At 30.1% G+C, this 20,156-nt stretch carries 20 protein-coding genes; 3 read left to right on the top strand and 17 right to left on the bottom strand.

The annotated features are described in order from the left end of the window. Nucleotide 1 precedes the first annotated feature (1 nt). Together pabB and BR69_RS0105920 are read right to left on the bottom strand one after the other, a co-directional pair. On the bottom strand, nt 2-1,351 hold the full coding sequence (gene pabB / locus BR69_RS0105925) for an aminodeoxychorismate synthase component I (RefSeq protein ID WP_027632362.1): 1,350 nt from the start codon (nt 1,349-1,351) through the stop codon (nt 2-4). A gap of 2 nt (nt 1,352-1,353) precedes the next feature. After that, the gene (locus BR69_RS0105920) at nt 1,354-1,929 is read right to left on the bottom strand and encodes an anthranilate synthase component II (protein WP_027632361.1); all 576 of its coding nucleotides are present in this window, start codon (nt 1,927-1,929) and stop codon (nt 1,354-1,356) included. Between the two features lie 290 nt (nt 1,930-2,219). On the opposite strand from BR69_RS0105920, the gene BR69_RS0105915 reads away from it, so the two are divergent. Continuing rightward, nucleotides 2,220-3,053 (top strand): PHP domain-containing protein, encoded by an 834-nt coding sequence (locus BR69_RS0105915; RefSeq protein ID WP_027632360.1) that lies wholly within the window; start codon nt 2,220-2,222, stop codon nt 3,051-3,053. Between the two features lie 74 nt (nt 3,054-3,127). Here the strand turns inward: BR69_RS0105915 and BR69_RS0105910 are convergent, their stop codons facing one another. The 3 genes from BR69_RS0105910 to BR69_RS21105 form a co-directional block, all read right to left on the bottom strand. Further along, nucleotides 3,128-3,355 carry a holin gene (locus tag BR69_RS0105910; protein ID WP_027632359.1) on the bottom strand — a complete coding sequence of 76 codons (228 nt, stop codon included), beginning with the start codon at nt 3,353-3,355 and terminating at the stop codon, nt 3,128-3,130. A 612-nt stretch (nt 3,356-3,967) separates the two neighbouring features. Next, nucleotides 3,968-4,360: a GNAT family N-acetyltransferase gene (locus BR69_RS0105905; protein ID WP_027632358.1), complete on the bottom strand. Its 393-nt coding sequence runs from the start codon at nt 4,358-4,360 to the stop codon at nt 3,968-3,970. 365 nt (nt 4,361-4,725) lie between these two features. Beyond that, nucleotides 4,726-5,313 (bottom strand): restriction endonuclease, encoded by a 588-nt coding sequence (locus BR69_RS21105; protein WP_027632357.1) that lies wholly within the window; start codon nt 5,311-5,313, stop codon nt 4,726-4,728. Between the two features lie 373 nt (nt 5,314-5,686). On the opposite strand from BR69_RS21105, the gene BR69_RS0105895 reads away from it, so the two are divergent. Continuing rightward, nucleotides 5,687-6,457, top strand: a complete 771-nt coding sequence (locus BR69_RS0105895; RefSeq protein WP_027632356.1) for a hypothetical protein — start codon at nt 5,687-5,689, stop codon at nt 6,455-6,457. A 221-nt stretch (nt 6,458-6,678) separates the two neighbouring features. On the opposite strand, the gene BR69_RS0105890 is transcribed toward BR69_RS0105895, so the two are convergent. The 4 genes from BR69_RS0105890 to BR69_RS20040 all read right to left on the bottom strand — a co-directional run bounded on the left by BR69_RS0105890 (nt 6,679) and on the right by BR69_RS20040 (nt 9,814). Continuing rightward, the gene (locus BR69_RS0105890; RefSeq protein ID WP_027632355.1) at nt 6,679-8,082 is read right to left on the bottom strand and encodes an aminopeptidase; all 1,404 of its coding nucleotides are present in this window, start codon (nt 8,080-8,082) and stop codon (nt 6,679-6,681) included. Between the two features lie 76 nt (nt 8,083-8,158). After that, complete coding sequence (locus BR69_RS0105885) at nt 8,159-8,713, bottom strand: 5-formyltetrahydrofolate cyclo-ligase (protein WP_027632354.1); 555 nt, start codon at nt 8,711-8,713, stop codon at nt 8,159-8,161. Beyond that, nucleotides 8,700-9,617, bottom strand: a complete 918-nt coding sequence (gene hprK, locus BR69_RS0105880; RefSeq protein WP_027632353.1) for an HPr(Ser) kinase/phosphatase — start codon at nt 9,615-9,617, stop codon at nt 8,700-8,702. The genes BR69_RS0105885 and hprK overlap by 14 nt, the downstream gene beginning before the upstream one ends. A 26-nt stretch (nt 9,618-9,643) precedes the next feature. Continuing rightward, nucleotides 9,644-9,814: a DUF896 domain-containing protein gene (locus BR69_RS20040; RefSeq protein ID WP_084315306.1), complete on the bottom strand. Its 171-nt coding sequence runs from the start codon at nt 9,812-9,814 to the stop codon at nt 9,644-9,646. Nucleotides 9,815-10,203: 389 nt separating this feature from the next. Between BR69_RS20040 and BR69_RS21445 the strand changes: the two genes are divergently transcribed. Next, nucleotides 10,204-10,377, top strand: coding sequence for an aspartyl-phosphate phosphatase Spo0E family protein (locus tag BR69_RS21445; protein ID WP_084315286.1), 174 nt, complete (start codon nt 10,204-10,206; stop codon nt 10,375-10,377). A 196-nt stretch (nt 10,378-10,573) separates the two neighbouring features. On the opposite strand, the gene BR69_RS0105865 is transcribed toward BR69_RS21445, so the two are convergent. From BR69_RS0105865 to BR69_RS0105825, 8 genes are all read right to left on the bottom strand, one after another. Next, nucleotides 10,574-10,972, bottom strand: coding sequence for a hypothetical protein (locus BR69_RS0105865; RefSeq protein ID WP_027632352.1), 399 nt, complete (start codon nt 10,970-10,972; stop codon nt 10,574-10,576). A gap of 18 nt (nt 10,973-10,990) precedes the next feature. Next, the gene (locus BR69_RS0105860) at nt 10,991-11,257 is read right to left on the bottom strand and encodes a DUF1292 domain-containing protein (protein ID WP_027632351.1); all 267 of its coding nucleotides are present in this window, start codon (nt 11,255-11,257) and stop codon (nt 10,991-10,993) included. Between the two features lie 490 nt (nt 11,258-11,747). Next, on the bottom strand, nt 11,748-12,926 hold the full coding sequence (locus BR69_RS0105855; RefSeq protein WP_027632350.1) for an FprA family A-type flavoprotein: 1,179 nt from the start codon (nt 12,924-12,926) through the stop codon (nt 11,748-11,750). A gap of 153 nt (nt 12,927-13,079) precedes the next feature. Further along, nucleotides 13,080-15,380, bottom strand: coding sequence for an RNA polymerase recycling motor HelD (gene helD, locus BR69_RS0105850; RefSeq protein WP_027632349.1), 2,301 nt, complete (start codon nt 15,378-15,380; stop codon nt 13,080-13,082). Nucleotides 15,381-15,626: 246 nt separating this feature from the next. Further along, the gene (locus tag BR69_RS0105840) at nt 15,627-16,154 is read right to left on the bottom strand and encodes a hypothetical protein (RefSeq protein WP_034849429.1); all 528 of its coding nucleotides are present in this window, start codon (nt 16,152-16,154) and stop codon (nt 15,627-15,629) included. Between the two features lie 198 nt (nt 16,155-16,352). After that, nucleotides 16,353-17,003, bottom strand: a complete 651-nt coding sequence (locus BR69_RS0105835) for a V-type ATP synthase subunit D (RefSeq protein WP_027632347.1) — start codon at nt 17,001-17,003, stop codon at nt 16,353-16,355. A 2-nt stretch (nt 17,004-17,005) separates the two neighbouring features. Beyond that, nucleotides 17,006-18,388, bottom strand: coding sequence for a V-type ATP synthase subunit B (locus BR69_RS0105830; RefSeq protein WP_027632346.1), 1,383 nt, complete (start codon nt 18,386-18,388; stop codon nt 17,006-17,008). Beyond that, nucleotides 18,381-20,153 (bottom strand): V-type ATP synthase subunit A, encoded by a 1,773-nt coding sequence (locus tag BR69_RS0105825; protein ID WP_027632345.1) that lies wholly within the window; start codon nt 20,151-20,153, stop codon nt 18,381-18,383. The genes BR69_RS0105830 and BR69_RS0105825 overlap by 8 nt, the downstream gene beginning before the upstream one ends. Nucleotides 20,154-20,156 lie beyond the last annotated feature (3 nt).

Genomic DNA, 20,156 nt, shown 5'->3' with positions numbered 1-20,156 from the left:
ATTATAATACCCTCATTAAAGCTTTTGCTTTATGTAGAGTCTCCTCATACTCATCCTCTTTTATGGATTCAAAGGTTATTCCTCCACCAACTCCAAAGTAGGCTTTATCATCCTTCTTAACTATGGTTCTTATAGCAATATTAAAATCTGCATTTCCCCTAAAGTCAAAATATCCTATGGCTCCTGTATATATATTTCTACGAATCCCTTCTACTTCCTCTATAACTTCCATAGTTCTTATTTTAGGTGCTCCTGTTATAGATCCTCCTGGAAAACATTCCTTAATACACTTAACGCTAGATACATTGTCTTTAAGGTCTCCCTTTATGGTAGAAACTAAATGAAATACTGTAGAGTACTCCTCAATAACAAATAATTCAGTTACCTTTACACTATGATTTTTGCATACCTTACTTAAATCATTTCTCTCTAAATCCACTATCATAAGAAGTTCTGATTTATCCTTCTCTGAATTTAAAAGTTCCATCCTATTTTTTTCATCCTCCTCTTGATTTTCTCCTCTAGGTCTTGTACCTTTTATAGGTCTTGTTTCAACATGTCCATCTCTTATACTCATAAATCTTTCTGGCGAGGAGCTTATTATATGAAAGTCATCCACTTCCATGTAAGCTCCAAAAGGACTAGGATTTATTCTTCTTAAATCCTTATATATATCATAGGAATCTCTTTCTGTTGTACAATGAAATCTTTGAGTTAAATTTCCTATATATATATCCCCGCTTCTTATATATTCCCTAAAGGTTTCAACCCCATTTAAATATTCTTCTTTGGTAAAATTAGATTTAAATTCTTTATTAACACCCTTTACTTCCTCATATTCTACCTTTTTTCCATTTTTTATTCTATTAATTATACCCTCTATGGATTTCTCTTTATCCTGAAGGACTCCCATAGAAGAAACATAGGATTTATTGTTTAAATGATCAAAAATTATTATGTTGTCATAAAATAAAAAATAGGCTTCTGGTATTTTAATATCCTCTTTAGCAGTGGTTGGAAGAGTTTCTAAATTTCTTCCCATATCATAGGAAAAGTACCCCATAGCCCCACCTATAAAAGGAAGGCTTAATTCCTTACTCTCCACATGATACTTATTAATAAGATCTTCTAATTTCTTAAAAGCATCTCCTTTAAATTCTTCATTATTTATCCATATAGTATCTCCATAGGATTTAAATTTTAAGAAAGTATTTATTCCTATAAATGAGTATTTACTTAGATTTTTATCCTTTAATGAGCTATCTAAAAATATTACATCCTTATTTCTAAATAGACTATATATACTAAAAGCATCAAGATTACTTTTAAATTCTTTAACTAAAACCTCCATAATTAAATCCCTCTACATTCCTCAATAAAATTTTTAAGGATTTCATGTCCTTGTTCTGTAAGTTCAGCCTCTGGATGAAACTGGACTCCTTCAATAAGATATTTCTTATGTCTAAGTCCCATTATAACCCCATCCTCTGTACTACAGGTTATCTCTAACTCTTTAGGTAATCCTTCTTTTTCTACAATTAAAGAATGATATCTGGTAACATTTAAAGGATTTTTTATGTTCTTAAATACTCCCTTATTATTATGAGTAACTTTTGTAACCTTTCCATGGACAGGAATACTTCCCTTTACTATTTCTCCTCCAAAATAATGTCCAATACATTGATGTCCAAGGCATATTCCAAGAATAGGAATCCTTCCTTTAAATTTTCCAATTATATCTAAACACCCTCCACAATCTGTTGGATTTTTAGGTCCTGGGGATATTATTATTCCTTCTGGATTTAAATTCTCTATTTCATCTATGGTTATACAGTTATTTCTCTTTACTACTACCTGTTCTCCTAATTCCTCTAAATATCTAACTAAGTTATATACAAAGGAATCATAATTATCAATCATTAAAAACATACATCTCACCTTTATTATTATTTTACTTAGCTTTAAAAAAATAATATCATAACCTTAAAATATATTCTACAATTTATAACGTATAAAACTAAACTTAGGTTTAAATATGTAATAATTTCTTGTTTTTACTCCAAAATCTAAATTTTCTAATAATTCAAGTTACTTCTTGTCTATTTCTATTTTAAGAGCTTTTATACTAAGGTATATTAAATAAAAATATTTTTACCATATTAACTAATTATTTTCTTTATTCTATCTTATAATATAATTAATACCTTTAGAAAGGATAGATGAAAATGATTATAGATTTACATACTCACTCTAATAAATCTGATGGCACATTAAGTCCTTATGCCTTAGTGGAGCTTGCTAAAGCACAATCCGTAAACACCTTAGCTCTAACAGATCATGATACTGTAGGTGGGGTAGAGGAAGCCTTAAGGGCTGGATATGATTTAGGAGTTAATATAATTCCTGGTATAGAACTTTCAACTACTTATAATAAAGAAACTATTCACGTTCTTGGATATTTTAAAGGAGATGGCTATAAAGATAAGAATTTAATTAATTTTTTAAATAACTTAGAAACAAATAGAATGACTAGGGCAAAGCAAATAGTTGTTAATCTAAAAAAATACTTTAATATAGATATAGATTATAATTCTATCATAAATAATAATAAGGGTGTTATAGCAAGACCACATATTGCAAAGGCAATTATAGATGCTGGGTATAATTACACCTTTCACAATATATTTAAAAAATTCTTAGGTGACGATAGTCCTGCTTATGTTCCTAATAAAAAGGTTTCTACTGAAGATGGAATAAATCTTCTTAAAAGTTATGGATGTATAACTTCCTTAGCTCATCCTGTACTAATTAAAAAAAATCCTGTAGAAGATATAATCTCCCTCCCCTTTCATTGTATTGAGGCAGTGTATTATTTAAACTTTAAGAAGGATGAGTTAAAACTTATATCTTTAGCTCAAAAATATAAAAAGGCCATAACCTGTGGTTCTGATTTTCATGGTTATGGAGAAAGTGACACAAAACATGGTAATGTTGGTTCTGTTTCTATTACCCCTGAACTAATAGATCCTTTTCTTAAGCTTATAAAAAATTAGTTCTTATAAATGAACAAAAGCCATTAAATAATGGCTTTTGTTTTTATTTAAACAATAATTAAAGATTAGTATAATTATTGTTGCGGCTTATTAAATTTCTTTTTCTCATCATCATTAAACCACTTATTTATAGTGGTTGGGTTACTAATTATTCCTGCCATTACTAGTATAGATAAAAATGCTGTCACAAGTTCATTATAATTTTCTGGTAGAACCTTTAATCCTAATCCTTCTAATAATAGTGGTATAAAAGCAAATATAGCTAACCATAGTCCATAATTTGTCCATCTGCTTTCTTTCATTGGTATCCCTCCCTTGTCCATAACTTTATAAGGTGTTATTTTCATGTGTAAAAAATAAAAATTTAATTACAAAGGGCTTTTACTACATTCTAGATTCACTAATAATTTAAATATAGATTATTCATAAAACAACTTAAATCTTCTCTAAAGTTTTTACCCTCTCAATACATAATATGGCTTTCTATAAATTCAGTTACAAAATAAAAAATCCTATATTTGATAGGATTTTTATTTTTCAATTATAGATCACTAAGTTTTCTATTATAATAACTTAATTCTATATAATATAAGTGTAGTCCTTTATAGTTTAATTATATAGGGTTACTATGTCAGTTCTTAACTTATACATTCCTTAAAAAGCTGATTTATCAATGAATAAATACCATGTATAAGTTAATTTTATATTGAGTAGCCCTATAATATAGGGTTTTTAACTTGAATCTTAACTTATACATGCACTTAAATCCTTTAAAACCTTAAATCTTAAGTAATGCATAAGATAAGTTTTGAATGGAAAACCCTATAGTTTATAACTTAAAACTTCTACTTTATCTTTACATTTAACTAAATCCTTTAACTAGATAATTCATGTAATAATATACTGAGGATTCATTACCATTTAAATAAAGAGATAAACCCTTTATTGCTTCTTGATAATCCAAATTTAGAATAAAAGGACTCTTCAGAAGGCTTTGTTAATAAAATAGGACTTAAGTTGTTTTCCTCAAGAACTTCCATTAACTTTTCCATTATTTTTGTGCCAATTCCATTTCCCTGAAAGTCCTTATGTACAATTAACCTCAATATATAAGCATGTTTGATGCCGTCAGAGAGTATCTGCACAAATCCTATAAGTCTATTTAAGTCATCTCTTGCAGTAATCCATCCCCAAGATAATTTTAATGATTCCTCTAATTTACTAGAAGAACTTACTCCCCATCCTATAGTTTTTAATAGGTCATTTAATTCATTTACATCCATTGTATCATTTACTTTAATTTTCAAAGAATCCTCTCCCCTACACCTAAATAATAACTAGTTTATACTTATAAAATATATATTTTATTATACCAATTCTTCAATATATTGTATATATACCTTATCTATGATATTCTTTCCTATAAACTTAGGTTTAATTTTAACTTTATAATCTTTTCCTTTTTATTCACTTTGTTTACTTTTAATTTAGTTTACATAATATTTATTTTGTAGTTGTATTTTAACTTAGACAATATTATTTGATTTTATAAAATAAAAAGGCACTAAGATTCTATCTTAGTACCTCCTTAACTATATTTCTATTCGTTTAATTTTACTATAAAGTTATATTTTATTTTTCTCACTAAAATTCCTTCAATTACTTTAGCGCTTTAAATAATTACATCTATCTCATAAACTCCTATTGCCTTATTAGATTCCATGATTTCAAGTATATCTTTCATATTATAAATTTGTAAATCTATACTTGAATTGTTCTTAAGATCTTCTATATAATTTAGTGCATTCTTATGTACCTCTCCTGTTGTCACTATAATGCCTTTATCTATATTATTACTAACCATAGCTCCTACTAACTTTTGGCATATTTCTCTTCCTATTACTAGTTTCTTAATATCACTCTTATTTTCTATTTTCTCTAACTTTTCTTCTGAATCAAATCTCTTACATTCAACATATGTTTTCTTTTCATTTTTATCTATTAAAATTAAATCCTTTCCCCCATCACCTCTAGCTTCTGTGATTTCTACATATCTGTATTCTCCAGTACCTTCAAAAAGCCATCTACAAAATGCTTCAAATTCTATTCCTGTCATGTTCATAATGCTTTCTTTTTTAACATCCATATTAAACTGTATTTTTTCATCTTTAAACTTTAACAATTTATCTATAATATATACTAATGCTTTTGTTATATATACTAAACTTATCACTATTATAATACCTTTTATTGTATACATTTAATCACCACCTATAAGGAATTATTTCCAAATCATTATATTATTATTCCATAATAAATAAGAATCTATAATGATTAAATATAAATTATCACTAAGGGTAGATTTTCATTTTTATATAAAAAAACATAAATTAATTGACAATTCTAGGTACTATTACTTCTATGGAGAGCTATCTTTCTTAAATATTTTAATAGAATTCTATTAATTTTTACAATCAATAACCTTCATCTATTAACATGTCTTTTTTTACCATATTTTCTTAAAATATATCATAATTTCTGCCTTATACACTTGCAAATAATTACATAAATATTTTAAGGTAAATGTTATTATATTATTTATTAAAAATATCTATTTATAGGAGGATAATTTAATGAACAAACTTTTTCTAAAAAAATTCTTAGTGATCTCACTATCCTTTGGAGTTATATGTATTAACTCCTTATATACATCAGCATCTCCATCCATTCCTCAATTTACAAGGGCCTCTCCTATTTCAATGTTAAAAGCTAATAGTTCTATTATCGAGTCCACTCCTTTGCAAGAAGGACAAACTATAGTAGAGACTATAACTAAGGAAAAAGCCTACACCATAAATACAAAGGATTCAGAAAATAAAGAAATCCTTTTAATTGGTACTAAACCAGTGAAAGCTTTCCTCTATTCAGAAAATTTCAAGCATCTAGAAAGTTTTGATTCAGGATACTTTGATTATTCAACTAAAATAAACTGGGACTTTGTTCCTGGATTAAATTATACATTAGTAATAATTCCTCAGGATGGAGAAACTAAAATAAGAACTCAGTTCCAAAATAAATATGACTCTTCACTTATGTATGTAAGTTCCTTCACTCATGAAACAAGAAGAATAATAGAGGGAGGAAAAAAAGACTTATATAATCTAAAGTTTTTAAGTGATGGAAATTACAAGGTTACAATAGAAAGTAATTCAGAAAAGTTAAATGTTTCTCTTAAATCTTCTTTTGGATTAAATGAAAACTTTGTAGTTGGCCTTTCAAAAAAAGAATTCACCTTGAATGCTAAATCCACAGGTAATTATCTTGATCATTCAATCTCCTTATATAATGAAGGAAAACCAAATAGCACTGCCACATACACTATAAAAATTGAAAAGTTTAAATAATATTATTTTCTATTCTTTCTTATTCTATAACTATATATAACAAAAAGAAAGAAGCAAATAAATAACCTCCTTCCTATTAAACACAAAGAAGTCATGTTATTCCTCATTCTCTTTCATTAAGAACAGGAAATCACATGACTTCTTTAACTAAAGATCATTATTTCAATACTGAGTTATTTATATTCTTAAAATACTCCAGGCTTTTTATATAAGTAAGTATCCTATGCTTCTAATAAGAATGCATGGTATCCTCTCATGGTTTCATATATATCTGCTTTACTTGCTATTTCCCATGGAGCATGCATATTGTGAAGAGCAACTCCACAGTCTATAACTTCCATACCATATTCTGCTAATATATAAGCTATAGTACCGCCACCTCCTTGATCAACTTTTCCAAGTTCTGCAGTTTGCCATGTAATATTATGCTTGTCCATTATAGCTCTTATTTGCGCTACATATTCAGCATTAGCATCATTACATCCTGACTTTCCTCTAGCACCTGTATATTTATTAAATACTATACCCTTACCAAAGTAAGCAGCATTCTTCTTCTCCATTACAGCTGGATAATTTGGATCAAAAGCAGCACTAACGTCAGATGATAACATCTTAGAGTTAGCTAAAGCACGTCTAACCTTAAGTTCACTATATTGTCCTAATCTATCCATAATTTCTGCTACTGCATTTTCAAAGAATCTTGATTGCATTCCTGTAGCTCCTATGCTACCTACCTCTTCCTTATCCACAAGTAAGGTTACACAAGTTTTATCACTTTCTTTTATTTGAGTCATAGCTTCAAAGGAAGTATATGCACATACTCTGTCATCTTGTCCATATGCCATAACCATACTTCTATCTAATCCATACTCTCTTGCTCTACCTGCTGGTACAAGTTCTAGCTCTGCAGATACAAAATCTTCTTCAATAAAATCATATTTTTCGTTTAATAATCTTAATATATTTAACTTAACTCTGTTCTTAGCTTCTTTATCTTCTACTGGAATAGAACCAACAAATACATTTAAGTCTTCTCCCTCTATACCATTGGAAAGTTTCTTTTGCATTTGATCAGCAGATAGATGTATAAGTAAATCTGAAATTCCAACTACTGGGTCTTTAGGATCTTCTCCTATAACTACCTCTACAGAAGTGCCGTCCTTTTTAACTACTACTCCATGTATAGCAAGAGGTATTGTAACCCACTGATATTTTTTAACTCCACCATAATAGTGAGTTTCCATCATAGCCATATCTGTATCTTCGTATAATGGATTTTGCTTAAGGTCTAATCTTGGAGAGTCTATATGAGCTCCTAATATTCTCATTCCCTTTTCTAAAGGATCATTTCCTATTAAGAACATAGCTAAACACTTGCTCATGTAATTTACATAAACTTTATCTCCAGCCTTTAAAGTTTCTCCATTTTCAATTATCTCCTTTAGGTTTCTATATCCTTCTTTTTCTGCAAGAACTATAAGGTCACTTACACATTCCCTCTCTGTTTTGCATCTTGACATAAAATCAATATATCTTTCTGAAAGATTAAAAACCTTTTCCAAATCTTCCTTGGAATACTTATCCCAAGCATATGGATAATTTTTACTTAAGTCTTTTAATTCCATAGTATTGCCCCCTAATTTACGAATTATTCTACTATATTTTAAGCTATTTTTGGTAAAAATACAAATCTATTTCCTCTTAATCTGTTATGATACAAGGTACTAAAAAATCATTTTCCTCTCTTGGAACCTTTTCAATTACCTGAAAAGAATAAGCTATAGCTATTTTATAACTCTCTTTTCTTACCATTGGAAGAAATCTATCATAAAAGCCTCCTCCATAGCCTAGCCTTCCCCCATCTTTATCAAAGGCCACTCCGGGTATTATAACTAAATCTATAGATCTTTCGTCTATTATGTTGCTTTCTTTAATTTCAGGCTCTAGTATTCCATAATTACTAGGAGTCAATTCCTCTAAGGATTTAATTTCTATAGCCTTCATTCCTTCTTTTTTAGATACAACCTTAGGAACACATATTCTTTTACCTAACTTAAGACTATAGGTTATTAATTCATGAGTATAAACCTCACTTCCAAAACTTACAAAAATAAATATTACTTTGCTATTTTTATACGCCTCTGTGGAAATCACCTTATTAAAAATATTTTTACTAGCCTCTTTTAAACTATCTATGGTAGCCCCATCCCTAAGAGCTATCATATTTTTTCTTAGAGTGCTTTTATAGGAATTCATCTGAGGCAGCATCCATTCTTTGTTCTATTATATCCACAGGCGAAGTTTTAGAAATTAGGTTGTATCTATAGTTAGCTGCTGCTGCTTCTATTATAACTGCAATATTTCTTCCTGGTCTTACTGGAATCCTAAGTCTTCTTGCAGGAACATTTAATATGTCTATATATTCCTTATCTATTCCTAACCTATCATAGTTACCATCATCTTTCCAATGCTCAAAATGAATTATAAGAGCTATGGTTTTTGAGTGAATCACTGAACTTAGTCCATATAATGCTGGTACATCTATTATCCCCATTCCCCTAACCTCAAGCATCCCTGATGTTATACTTGGGGAAGATCCCTTTAATACTCCATCTATTGCTTTTATATCTACAGCGTCATCTGCAACTAATCTATGGCCTCTTTTTATAAGCTCTAGAGCAGTTTCACTTTTGCCTATACCACTTTCTCCTGTTATTACTATTCCTATACCATAAACGTCTACAAGAACTCCGTGGATTCTTGTTTCTGGAGCTAAGTTTTCAGCCAATAGATTTGAAAGTTTATTAATAAACTTTGTAGATATCATATCACTTCTTAAAACCCATCTTTTATTCTTCTTAGCATACTCTAAAAGTTCCTCATGAGGCTCTAAGTTCCTAGTAAGAATTATACAAGGGGTTTCAAAGGACATAAATTTCTTAAGTCTCTTTCTTCTTATTTCAACTTGCATATCATCAAGAAAACTCCATTCAGCTCTTCCTATAATCTGTATTCTTTCATTAGCAAAATAATTGTAAAATCCTGATAATTGAAGTCCAGGTCTATTTAAATCACTAGTATCAATTTCTATGTTATCTTCTCCTTGTACTAGTATTTCAAGATTAAATTTATCCACTAGCTCTTTTATTTTTACTGCCATCCTTCTCAATCCTTTCAAGCTTAAAATTAAGATTTCTTTTTAACAGTATCAAGCTGTGCTTTAAAATTTTTCTTTATGTTATTTACATATTGTCTTCTTAATTTTTCTTGCTCTTGTTTTTCTTCCTCTGTTAATCCTTCCTCTTTGCTTTTTTTATATAAATAATTTATTCTTTTAATTAATTCATCTATATTCATCTTCTTCATTCCTTCCTCTTTACACTGCTATATTAAATTACTATAATCATATTTAATTTTACTTCATATAAGGTAAATGAATCAAGGATAACTTTATATTCTCACTTAATATTTTACTAATATCTTAGTAAATTTATGACTATATTCTACATATTATAAGTTATACATCTGTCCTTTATTCAACATATAACAACTACTAGTAGTTTTTTCCATTTATTGTAATTAATCTTTTTCTTGATGTTTTTGTGATTCTTTGAAGTTTTTTGTATATATATGACTTAATTTTTTACTTTATTTATTCTATATATTTGGTAAAATATTATTACAAAGCTTTCCATTTTTATTTATTATTTTTATTTTTTTATTAGGATTAGGAGGAGTGATTTATTATGATAGAAAGGTATTCTATTGAGCGAAAAATAGAAGATTTACGAGGGAAATTAAACACCCTAACTTGTAGCAATAGACTTACAGATGATATTGTCATACAATACAGTGAAGAATTAGATGAGCTTATAGTTGAATATTTCAATCTTATTACTAGTAGTTATACTATAAGTTAATACTAGCTTTTACTACCATATACCCTTCATCTAAGTTAGTTTTAGAAGCTATATGCTTAAGATTTTTGAGTAACCTAAAGCTTAAGGTACTTTTATACAGAACATATTATAAACTTTTATTAAAGTTATTACTTAGGTAGACTTATGAAAAAGAGTTGGTTTTTAATTTTTAAAACCAACTCTTTTATTATAAAAATTACATATTTAAGGAGTCTAAAACTTCCTCTATATCAAATTCCTTTCCCTTTTCAAAGAATATTGCTATAAACTCATTGTAGTCATAATTCTCTGAATCTGCATCATAGGAAATAAATTGACCATCTATATGGAATTCATCCATAATTTCTTCAACTATTTCCCCTACATTATCTATAGCTAGATCATTTATATATGGAAGAAAATACTCATCATACCACTTATTACTTTCTTCTTCATCAGTACATTCATCATTACTATAAGCTCTAGCTGCCTCTATTTCATCCTTATCGAAATCATAAAAGAATCTTACTACCTTAGCATCACCTTTATAGGCAATCTCTTCTGCTTCACTTAAATCATTTTTGCTTAAATAAGCTATTACATTTTTTATATCCATTATTATCACCTCTTATATTTATTTGTTGTAAAGAAGATCCTTGTATTCCTTCTTTACTTCCTCAAATTCTTTATCATCTTCTACTAAATTTAATTCCTTATTTTCTTCTATGTAATCTACTCTAAACACAAAGGCATCATCTTCGTTTCCTCCCTCTACAGGAGCTAATATCATATATTCTTTTTCATCCTCTGTATCCTCATTTAAAAATATATGCGCCACCGCTTCAAAGGCTACCTTATCTCCATTTTCATCTTTAAAGTACATTATTTCCTTATCTTCCATTAAGATCACTACCTTTACAATAATTTATCTGATGACTACCAGCTGTAGATAACAGCTGCTACGCCCCTAGATTAACTCATCTAATCTTCAGATGATGGAAAGAATACCATCTGAAGGAAGATTCATTCTATATCTATACAATAATACCATTACATTTATTAATTATCAATAAGAGTAATTTTTATACCTAAATAAATTTTTATTTAATTTTTAATATAGGGTTTTTAGCTTGAATCTTAACTTATACATGCACTTAAATCCTTTAAAACCTTAGATTTTAAGTAGTGCATAATATACGTTTTCAATTCAAAACCCTATATATGAGTTTTAAACTTTTAACCTAACTTTTTCATGCTTTAACTCCTTAAAATTATAAATTTTAAATATCTTTCTTATTTCATTAGTTTTTGCATTTATATATTATTTTTAGGAAAATCTAAATTATAAAGGACTATGTGATAGTTTATAAATTATCACATAGTCCTCTTTATTATTTTAAATTTTCTACAATTGTCTTTGCAAGGGAGTCTGCCTTTTCAAATTCATCCTTTGATGGAACAAAACATATTTTTAGTCCATCATCTATAACCTTAAACTTTAAGGTTTTTAATCTCTCTGTAAGCATTGTAACGCCTTCTCCACTCCATCCATAAGAACCAAATGCTGCTGCAACCTTTCCTCTATTAGTTATAGCACTTACCATAGATAATAAGTCCCAAGCTGGTTTTACAGCGTCTTGGTTTATTGTTGGAGACCCAACTAATATTCCACTTGCATTTTCAATTTTTTCTACTAATTCTTCCATAGGATGCTCAGTTATTTCATAAGCTTCTGCTGATACTCCTAATTCATTAATCTTTTTCTCTAAGTACTTAGCCATTACTTCAGTATTTCCATAAGCTGATATATAGAATATTTGTATATTCTTATCTTCTCTCTTATCCTCAGTAGCCCATTGTCTATATAAATCTAAATACTTATTAAGATCGTTAGTATGAACTGGTCCATGACTTGGAGCAATTACATCAAATTTTATATCCTTTATCTTTTCTAGTCCCATAAGAACAAATTTCTTAAATGGTCCCATTATGCAATCAAAGTAATATTTCATTTCCTCTAAATAATCTTCACTTTTAGCACCCATTATTTCTCCTTCTTTTGGACAATAATGGCATCCTGTAAAGTCACAAGTAAATAGTAATTCCTTCTCTACTGCATAAGTAAAAATTGTATCTGGCCAATGAAGATTTGGTGCAGATATAAATCTTAATGTTGTACTTCCAAGACATAAATCTTCTTTAGCTTCTATTGATTTAAATTCTCTATTCATTATATTCTTTAAATACATTATAGCAGCTCTTGAACCTACTACTGTTGCTTCTGGATAATCCTCTAAAAGCCTAATAACAGATCCACTATGGTCAAGCTCTGTATGTTGTACTATTACATAATCTACCTTCTTTTCCCCTATAACTTCCTTTATATTTCCTTTAAATTCATCATAAAAACCATTCTTTACAGAATCCACAACTGCTATCTTCTCATCGTTTATAACATAGGCATTATAAGTAGTTCCCTTTTTTGTTTCCATTATTATATCAAAAACCCTTAGGTCTTCATCTCGGACTCCTACCCAATAAATATTTTCCTTTATTTTTATTGCTCCCATGAAAATACCTCCTCTGTAACAACTATATACATATAAATTAAAATCTTAGTTAAACCATCTATTATTTCTTTAACTTAAGTTAATTTTATCACAACTTCGCACTATTTGGAATACTAATTAATAATTATTATCCATTTAATAAAAAATTTAAGGTTATTTATCAATTAAATAAGATAAATTTCCATTATAAAATATATATTCATAATGAAGAGCCCTTGTTAATGCAACATATAACAGTTTCTTGTCTTCCTCTTCTTCCTTATAATTTTCATCATTACAATTGTATATTATAGAACAATCAAATTCTAAACCCTTTGTCATATAAGAAGGTATAACTATGTTCTCCATAGATATTATATCGTCACCCTCTTTTATAAGAGTCCATGAATAGCTTGAGTTTTTTCTAATATAATCATAAATCTTTTTACACTGCTTTTGAGTCCTTCCTATTATTGCCACAGAAGACTTCCCATTTTCTCTTACTTCCTTTACTATAAGTTCTATTTCAGCTAAGAAATCTTTATTACTTTTAAACTCTTTAACTTCTGGATTTTTTCCATGCCTTAACACTGGCATTGCTGGAGTTAAACTATTTTTCTGCTTTTTTAAAACCTTATTTGCAAATTCTATAATTTCAACGGTTGATCTATAACTTTGTGTTAAAGGAGTATATAGACAGTTATTATTAAATACTTTTTCTATAACATCCTTCCAATCTTTAATTCCCTTATAGAAATATATGCCCTGTCCTATATCTCCAACTATAGTTAGAGATTCTTTTTTAGCTAAATATCTTAAAATATGCATTTGAAGAATACCATAATCCTGAGCTTCATCCACAACTACATGGGAAAATCTATAGTTTTCTGGTATCTCTTCTAAGTTAAATTTTAAATAAAGCATAGGTGCTAAATCGTCACTATCCACTCTTCCATTTTCTATATCTTCCTTAAGTTTATTTTTTATGTAATCTGATATTCTCTTTGGTATCCTGTTATCCGTAGCTATTGAAAATAAATCTTCATCTTGAAAAAATCTTAAATATATATTCCTTGCATTAAGATTTTCCCAACGCTTAAAGTATTCTTCAATAACTTTTTTACTATTCTTTTTTATTATTTCTTTCTTAGCATCTCTTTCATCATAAAGACTTATTATCTTCTTTCTTATCTCTTCTTTGTCCTTTGTATCTTCACTCTCTCTTTTTATCTTAAATATTTCATTATCATATTTACCTTCTATTTTATCTATTAAATACTCTATCCTTGTCTTAAGTCTTAAATTCAAATATCTTTTAATTTCATGCTTTCTTTTATTTACTGGAAGATGAATAAAATCCTTAAGGAATAATCTCCTGATTTCCTTACCATCTACAAGTTCTTCTCCATCTATAAAAATAGATTCTATCTTACTTTGTTCTATTTGTATAAGCTTTATATATCTATCTAGCATAATTTTAAATTCTAATGAATTTTTAAGTCTACTTACTTCCTTAATATAGGTCTTTTCTTTCTCATCATCCATCTCTAATACCAATGCTAGCTTTTTATCTTTATTCTCCACTTTACCTTTTATTTTAAGAATCTCTAAAGCAATTTCCTCAAAAGTTTTTTGTTTAACCTCTGCTGCTCCAAGGGAAGGTAGTACGTCAGATATATAATCTAAGAACACCTTATTAGGAGCTATAACTAATATATCTTCCCCCTTTAAGGTCTCATTATATCTATATAAAAGATAAGCAAGTCTATGAAGGGCTACTGTAGTCTTTCCTGATCCTGCTGACCCTTGAACTATTATAGGGCTAACTTTAGGAGCTCTTATTATATCATTCTGCTCCTTTTGAATAGTTGCTACTACATCCTTAAGTTTTGATCCTGTGCTCTCATCTAAGGTTATTTTTAAAAATTCATCTACAAGAGCATTTTCATCATCTCCTCCAGAAGCTTTTAAAATTATATCATTAATCCCTTCATCAAAAATATCTTCTATCTCATTATCCTTATATCTAAACTTTCTTTTTAAGGAAAGTTCTCCCTCAATTAATCCTACAGGTGCTCTGTATTCTGTCCATCCTTGGGTTCCACTATAATATAAATCAGCTAGTGGTTCTCTCCAATCTATTACCTTTTGATCTCCACTGTCAGAATCCCCTATACTAAATTTCCCTATATAAAAACCTTCTACTTCCTTTTTATATTCTCTAAAATCTATTTTTGCAAAATATGGCTTATTGTAAGCCTCTTTAAAATTACTTATGTTTCTTTTAGTTGCCTCATATCTTATAGAGTTTGCTTTTATATCATTAGAATTTGCTACTACTCCACCTTTTTTTAGTGTAGTTAATTTATCCTCTAGGTCTTTAGACTTATTCTCTAATTTTAATATTTCTAAATCAAGCCATTCCTTAGTATCTTTTAATACTCCTCTTTCTATTTTAAGTTCCTTTTCTTTCATAGTTTCACCTCTCTCCTTAGCACTATAAAATAATAAGATCCATAGATAATCCTATACTTTAATAACAAACCTATTTCTACTAAAACTACTCTTATAATATATTTTATTATGTAATATATTAAACCCATATATTATATTCCCATTTCAATATTTTGTCAAATAAAATAAACACACTAAGACTTTTAAAAATCTTTAGTGTGTTTATTTTAAATATTATCTTTATGAAAATATTATTAAGATAAATTATTATGCTCTTTGTCTTTCTTTGAAGAATCCCTTAGATAAGTCTCTCCTTAATGCCTTACTTAAAGCTTTAAGTAACGCTGCTGAAATCACTCCATCTGCACAATGATGAGCTATAGAGCCTATAACAGTTACTACTAATATGTAGTATAGGTCTAATCCAAAGAAAGGAATAACTGCAAGGCCTTCTAATAATCCATGTACTGGAGCTGTAATTAAAACCACCTTTTTATATTCAAATCCTCTTTCAACTAGTATTCCCCCTAAAGCCCCTACTATTATATGACTAGCTGCTCTAAATACTACCACTAAAGGAAGTCCTGTATACATAAAACCTAAGGTAGATCCAAGGCCTACAACTGCCGCAGAAGCTGGTGATAAGTACATAGATAAGAACATAGGTACATGGGACGCCAGTGTAGCTGTAAAAGGCCCTATAATTATCTTTAAAAATCCGAAAGAAACAGGTATTATAATAGCTAAAGCTGCAAATAATGCTGTAAAAACCATTTTAGTAATTTTATTATTCATAATATTATCCCCCTAATCGATGTATATACACTAGTATATACCATTATTTTTCTCATGTAAATACCTTAGGTTGTAAATATGAATAATTAATAATATTTCTAGATTTTAATAGAAATATTAAAGCAGATGGCATGTATAATACCATCTGCTTTCTTTTATAGCATATCTATATGCTTATATTTATGTCTAAAGCTTATTCTAAGCTTCCCTATTTTGTTCCTGCTCCATCATAGATTTAACTTTCATAAGTCTTGTTAAATTACCTCTTTCATTCTCATCAAGTTTCATTACTATATACTTAATTGTTTCCTGAAGTTGAGGTATTGTCATATACTCAAGAGCATTAACCCTTCTTCTTGTCTTTTCTATTTCATCAGCCATAAGCTGGCAGCTCTTTTCTACCTCTGCAAGTTCTAATAGCTTTGGTAGTATTCCATAAAGCTTTTCTATGGCTCCATCTAATTCTGATGAGGTTTGAGCAAATCCATAAGGATATATGCTTCCTGTATCTCCTTCTAAGCTTCTTTTAAAGTTCATCACTGGAACATTAACACTCATTATATTTTTATGAGTGAGCTCTAGGGAAATTTTTTCCTTAGGATAAGCAATAGCCTCCTCCAGCATTTCTGAGCTCATAACAGCTCTAGCCATTAAGAACTCTTTAAAGGATCCACCAAGTTCTTCTTCAACTGACTTTCTAAGTTCATTATTGTACTTAATAAGTTCTATAAATCTTCTCATAAGCTCATCTTGCTTATCCTTTAGAAGTTTATGTCCTCTTGTTGCAGTTGTAAGTCTTTTCTTAAGCTTGGTAAGCTCCATACGAGTAGGATTTACATTTAATTTCATAACTACTCATCCTCTCTCTTAGGAAGGTACTTTTCAAGATATTCATCTCTAATTCTCTTAAGCTCAGCCTTTGGAAGTATTGATAATAGCTTCCATCCAAGTGCTAATGTATCTTCTATTGACCTATTTGCATTGAATCCTTGAGATACATAGTTATTCTCAAACTCTTCAGCAAACTTAGCAAATTTCTTATCTGCATCTGATAAAGCTGATTCTCCTAAGATTACTGCAAGTTCCTTAGCTTGCTTTCCTTGAGCATAACAAGCAAACATTTGGTTCATTGTGTCTGCATGATCTTCTCTAGTTTTTTCCTTACCTATACCCTTATCTTTAAGTCTAGATAGGGATGGAAGAACATCTATTGGAGGCATTACACCTTTTTTATAAAGTTCTCTTGATAGAATAATCTGTCCTTCTGTTATATATCCAGTAAGGTCAGGAATTGGGTGAGTCTTATCTTCCTCTGGCATTGTAAGTATAGGAATTTGAGTTATAGAACCCTCTCTTCCTTTAAGTCTTCCAGCTCTTTCATATATAGTAGAAAGGTCTGTATATAGATATCCTGGATATCCTCTTCTACCTGGAACCTCTTTTCTAGCTGCTGAAACTTCTCTTAGAGCTTCGCAGTAGTTAGTCATATCTGTTAATATAACAAGAACATGCATTCCCTTTTCATAAGCAAGATATTCAGCTGTAGTTAATGCCATTCTTGGAGTAGCTATTCTTTCTATAGCTGGATCATTAGCAAGATTTATAAATAGTACTGCTCTATCTATAGCCCCTGTTTTTGTAAAGTCATCTATGAAGAATTGAGCTTCTTCAAAAGTAACTCCCATAGCTCCAAATACAACAGCAAACTTAGAATCAGAGTTTAGAACCTTTGCCTGTCTTGCTATTTGAGCTGCAAGTTCTGCATGTGGAAGTCCTGAAGCTGAGAATACTGGAAGCTTTTGTCCTCTAACAAGGGTGTTAAGATGGTCTATAGCTGATATTCCAGTTTGTATAAACTCTGAGGGATAATCTCTTGCCACAGGGTTTATTGGGGTACCATTTATATCTAATCTCTTCTCTGGTATTAGCTTTGGTCCTCCATCTTTTGGTCTACCAAGTCCATCAAAGACTCTTCCAAGCATATCCTCAGAAACTCCTATTTCAAGTGGTCTTCCTAAAAATCTAACCTTTGTTTCTTTTAAGTTAATTCCAGCTGATCCTTCAAAGAGCTGAACCATGGCTTTATTTCCATTTACCTCTAGAACCTTACCACGTCTAATTTCTCCTGTCTGAATTTCTATTTCAACTAGTTCATCATAGTTTACTCCCTCAACTCCATCAACAAGCATCAAGGGTCCAACAACTTCTCTTACGGTTTTATATTCCTTAAGCATTTAGTACCCCTCCTTCGCTTATTAACTTATCCATATCTTCGGATAATTGTTCACTTATAGCATCAATTTTACTAATTTCTTCTTGAGGGATATATTTAGCCCTTGCTATTTTTTCTCTTATTTCCATTTCAAGAATCTTGTTTAAGTATACTCCTGATTTTAAAGCTCTTGCTGCTTCATCCTTGAACTTAAGAGCAAGCTTTAACATCTTATATTGCTTTTCAAGAGAAGAATAAGTATCTACTTCATGGAAAGCATTTTGCATTAAGTAGTCTTCTCTTATAGACTTAGCTGCTTCAAGCTTTAATCTATCATCCTCTGATAAAGAATCTACTCCAACAAGTCTTACTATTTCTTCAAGCTTTGCTTCCTCTTGAAGTAAAGCCATAGCTCTTGTTCTAAGATCACTCCAATCTGATGCAACCTCTTCATCCATCCATGTTCCTATTTTTTCAAGGTATAATGAATAAGAATTTAACCAGTTTATAGCTGGGAAGTGTCTCTTATATGCAAGGTTAGAATCTAGTCCCCAGAATACCTTAACTATTCTTAAAGTTGCCTGAGTAACTGGCTCTGATAAGTCTCCTCCTGGAGGGGAAACCGCACCAATTGCAGTTAATGCTCCTTCCCTATTATCAGAACCTAAGCATATAACCTTACCTGCTCTTTCATAGAAGTCTGCAAGTCTTGATCCAAGATAAGCTGGATATCCTTCTTCTCCTGGCATCTCTTCAAGTCTTCCTGACATTTCTCTTAAAGCCTCTGCCCATCTTGAAGTTGAGTCTCCCATAAGAGCTACTGAATATCCCATATCTCTAAAGTACTCAGCAATAGTCATTCCTGTATATATAGATGCTTCTCTTGCTGCAACTGGCATATTTGAAGTATTTGCTATAAGTACTGTTCTTTTCATTAAGGATTCACCAGTCTTAGGGTCAACTATTTCTGGGAATTCCATAAGAACGTCAGTCATCTCATTTCCACGTTCTCCACAACCTATATAAACAACTATCTCCGCATCTGCCCATTTAGCAAATTGGTGTTGAACAACTGTCTTACCACTTCCGAAAGGTCCTGGAACTGCTGCTGTACCACCCTTTGTAACTGGGAAGAATGTATCTATTATTCTTTGTCCTGTAACTAGAGGCTCTGCTGGATTTAACTTTTGTGCATATTTTCTACCTCTTCTTACTGGCCACTTTTGAAGCATAGTTAATTCATGAGTTCCTTTAGAAGTTTCTAACTCACCTATCTTTTCAACTATAGTGAATTCTCCTTCATTTAGGCTCTTTATTGTACCTTCAATTCCATAAGGTACAAGTATTCTATGCTCTACAACAGAAGTTTCTTGAACCACTCCTATTATATCTCCTGAAGTTACATGATCTCCTACCTTCTTAGTTGGAGTGAACTTCCACTTTCTTTCTCTATCTAAAGATGGAACCTCAATCCCTCTCTCTAGAAAATCTCCTGCTAATTTTTGATAAGCTTCAAGAGGTCTTTGTATACCATCAAACATAGCCTCTAAAAGTCCTGGTCCAAGTTCCACACTTAAAGGCTCTCCTGTTGTATAAACAGGATCTCCTACTCCTACTCCTGAAGTCTCTTCATAAACCTGAATGGAGGCTTTATCACCTCTCATCTCTATAATCTCACCTATAAGGCGCTTATCACTAACTTTAACAACGTCATAAACGTTAGCTTCTTCCATACCTTCAGCAACAACTAAAGGTCCAGATACTTTTATTATTCTTCCAACCTTCAAGCT

It is taken from the genome of Clostridium hydrogeniformans DSM 21757 (genome assembly GCF_000686705.1).
Classification (GTDB): Bacteria; Bacillota; Clostridia; order Clostridiales; family Clostridiaceae; genus Clostridium_Z; species Clostridium_Z hydrogeniformans.
Note: the sequence above shows the minus strand (reverse complement) of the source record. Positions and strands in the feature narration are given on the sequence as shown.

Coding starts and splice junctions, on each gene's coding strand:
- pabB (WP_027632362.1), bottom strand. CDS start 1,351: ATGGAGGTTTTAGTTAAAGAATTTAAAAGTAATCTTGATGCTTTTAGT.
- BR69_RS0105920 (WP_027632361.1), bottom strand. CDS start 1,929: ATGTTTTTAATGATTGATAATTATGATTCCTTTGTATATAACTTAGTT.
- BR69_RS0105915 (WP_027632360.1), top strand. CDS start 2,220: ATGAAAATGATTATAGATTTACATACTCACTCTAATAAATCTGATGGC.
- BR69_RS0105910 (WP_027632359.1), bottom strand. CDS start 3,355: ATGAAAGAAAGCAGATGGACAAATTATGGACTATGGTTAGCTATATTT.
- BR69_RS21105 (WP_027632357.1), bottom strand. CDS start 5,313: ATGTATACAATAAAAGGTATTATAATAGTGATAAGTTTAGTATATATA.
- BR69_RS0105895 (WP_027632356.1), top strand. CDS start 5,687: ATGAACAAACTTTTTCTAAAAAAATTCTTAGTGATCTCACTATCCTTT.
- BR69_RS0105890 (WP_027632355.1), bottom strand. CDS start 8,082: ATGGAATTAAAAGACTTAAGTAAAAATTATCCATATGCTTGGGATAAG.
- BR69_RS0105885 (WP_027632354.1), bottom strand. CDS start 8,713: ATGAATTCCTATAAAAGCACTCTAAGAAAAAATATGATAGCTCTTAGG.
- hprK (WP_027632353.1), bottom strand. CDS start 9,617: ATGGCAGTAAAAATAAAAGAGCTAGTGGATAAATTTAATCTTGAAATA.
- BR69_RS20040 (WP_084315306.1), bottom strand. CDS start 9,814: ATGAATATAGATGAATTAATTAAAAGAATAAATTATTTATATAAAAAA.
- BR69_RS21445 (WP_084315286.1), top strand. CDS start 10,204: ATGATAGAAAGGTATTCTATTGAGCGAAAAATAGAAGATTTACGAGGG.
- BR69_RS0105865 (WP_027632352.1), bottom strand. CDS start 10,972: ATGGATATAAAAAATGTAATAGCTTATTTAAGCAAAAATGATTTAAGT.
- BR69_RS0105860 (WP_027632351.1), bottom strand. CDS start 11,257: ATGGAAGATAAGGAAATAATGTACTTTAAAGATGAAAATGGAGATAAG.
- BR69_RS0105855 (WP_027632350.1), bottom strand. CDS start 12,926: ATGGGAGCAATAAAAATAAAGGAAAATATTTATTGGGTAGGAGTCCGA.
- helD (WP_027632349.1), bottom strand. CDS start 15,380: ATGAAAGAAAAGGAACTTAAAATAGAAAGAGGAGTATTAAAAGATACT.
- BR69_RS0105840 (WP_034849429.1), bottom strand. CDS start 16,154: ATGAATAATAAAATTACTAAAATGGTTTTTACAGCATTATTTGCAGCT.
- BR69_RS0105835 (WP_027632347.1), bottom strand. CDS start 17,003: ATGAAATTAAATGTAAATCCTACTCGTATGGAGCTTACCAAGCTTAAG.
- BR69_RS0105830 (WP_027632346.1), bottom strand. CDS start 18,388: ATGCTTAAGGAATATAAAACCGTAAGAGAAGTTGTTGGACCCTTGATG.